The sequence below is a fragment of the Chromohalobacter sp. 48-RD10 genome, assembly GCF_029889785.1.
In the GTDB taxonomy this organism is placed as follows: domain Bacteria; phylum Pseudomonadota; class Gammaproteobacteria; order Pseudomonadales; family Halomonadaceae; genus Chromohalobacter.
The window spans coordinates 1-1,015 of sequence record NZ_JARANX010000170.1; the positions used below are offsets into that span (position 1 = coordinate 1).

1 protein-coding gene and 1 pseudogene are annotated in these 1,015 nt (G+C 59.7%); both read right to left on the reverse strand.

Features of this window, described 5'->3' with window-relative positions:
• A pseudogene (locus OP496_RS17995) lies at positions 1-177 on the reverse strand (D-alanyl-D-alanine dipeptidase); the annotation flags it as partial.
• Between the two features lie 28 nt (positions 178-205).
• Positions 206-1,015, reverse strand: an 810-nt coding sequence (locus tag OP496_RS18000; protein WP_280565325.1) for a TRAP transporter large permease, incomplete at its 5' end; no start/stop codon positions are given.

A 1,015-nucleotide genomic window follows, 5' to 3' on the forward strand; every position in this document is an offset into this window, starting at 1 on the left:
CTCGGGCACTGCCCGAGGCACGCCAAGCGCATGATAGATGGGATGCACGCGCAAGGCTGGCGCGGCAAGGCTAAGTGCATGTAGCGCCGTGCCATCGTCGTCGATGGAAATAGCCGCAATGGCCTCCCACTGGGGATCGGCAATGTCGGCGATGGGTCGGGACGTCGAGTCAGTCACATTCAAGCGATTCGTTTCCAAGTTGAAGTCAGCCCAAGGTGTTGGGTAGCCAGGTGATCAGTTCGGGAAAGAGGATAAGCAATAACAGCACCCCGACCGCCACGAGAATGAACGGCCAGATGGTGCGAAAGAGCATGGTGATATCCACACGACTGACCGCCGCAGCGATGAACAGGCAAGCCCCCATCGGGGGCGTTATCAAGGCAATGGTGATATTCAGCGTGATAATGATACCCAGCGCCACAGGATCGATGCCGGCCGCCAGCGCCACAGGGGTAAACACCGGCGAAAGCAGCATCAGCGCCGAAACTTCCTCCATGAACATTCCGGTCACGAAGGTGATGGCGCTAAGCAGCAAGAGCACGATCACCGGAGAGTCGATGAAGGGCTCGAGCAGGCTAGTGAAACGGTCAGGCGCCTGTGCATAGGCCAACTCCCAACTGATCACCGACGAGATGCCGATGATCAGGAAGATGGCCGCCGTCAACCGCGTGGTCTCGATCGCGGCACGCCAGAAAGCCATTAGACGCAGCTCACCCATCAGCAGTCCGCATACCGCCACGTAGAGGACGGTCAAGGCGGCGGACTCAGTCGGCGTGACGAAACCCAGCACGATGCCGGCGACGATGATGAACGGTGCGACCAGCGCCGGAAGCGCTCCGCGTGCGGCATCGATCACTTCGTGTCTTGCCGGCAGCGAGGTGCGACGCTCGAATCCCGCCCTCTTGGCATGCACGGCATTCATCGTCATGAACGCCAGTGCCAGCAAAAGACCAGGGACCACGCCACCCAAGAATAACTGACCGACCGAGGTATTGGTCTGCGCGCTATACAAGAT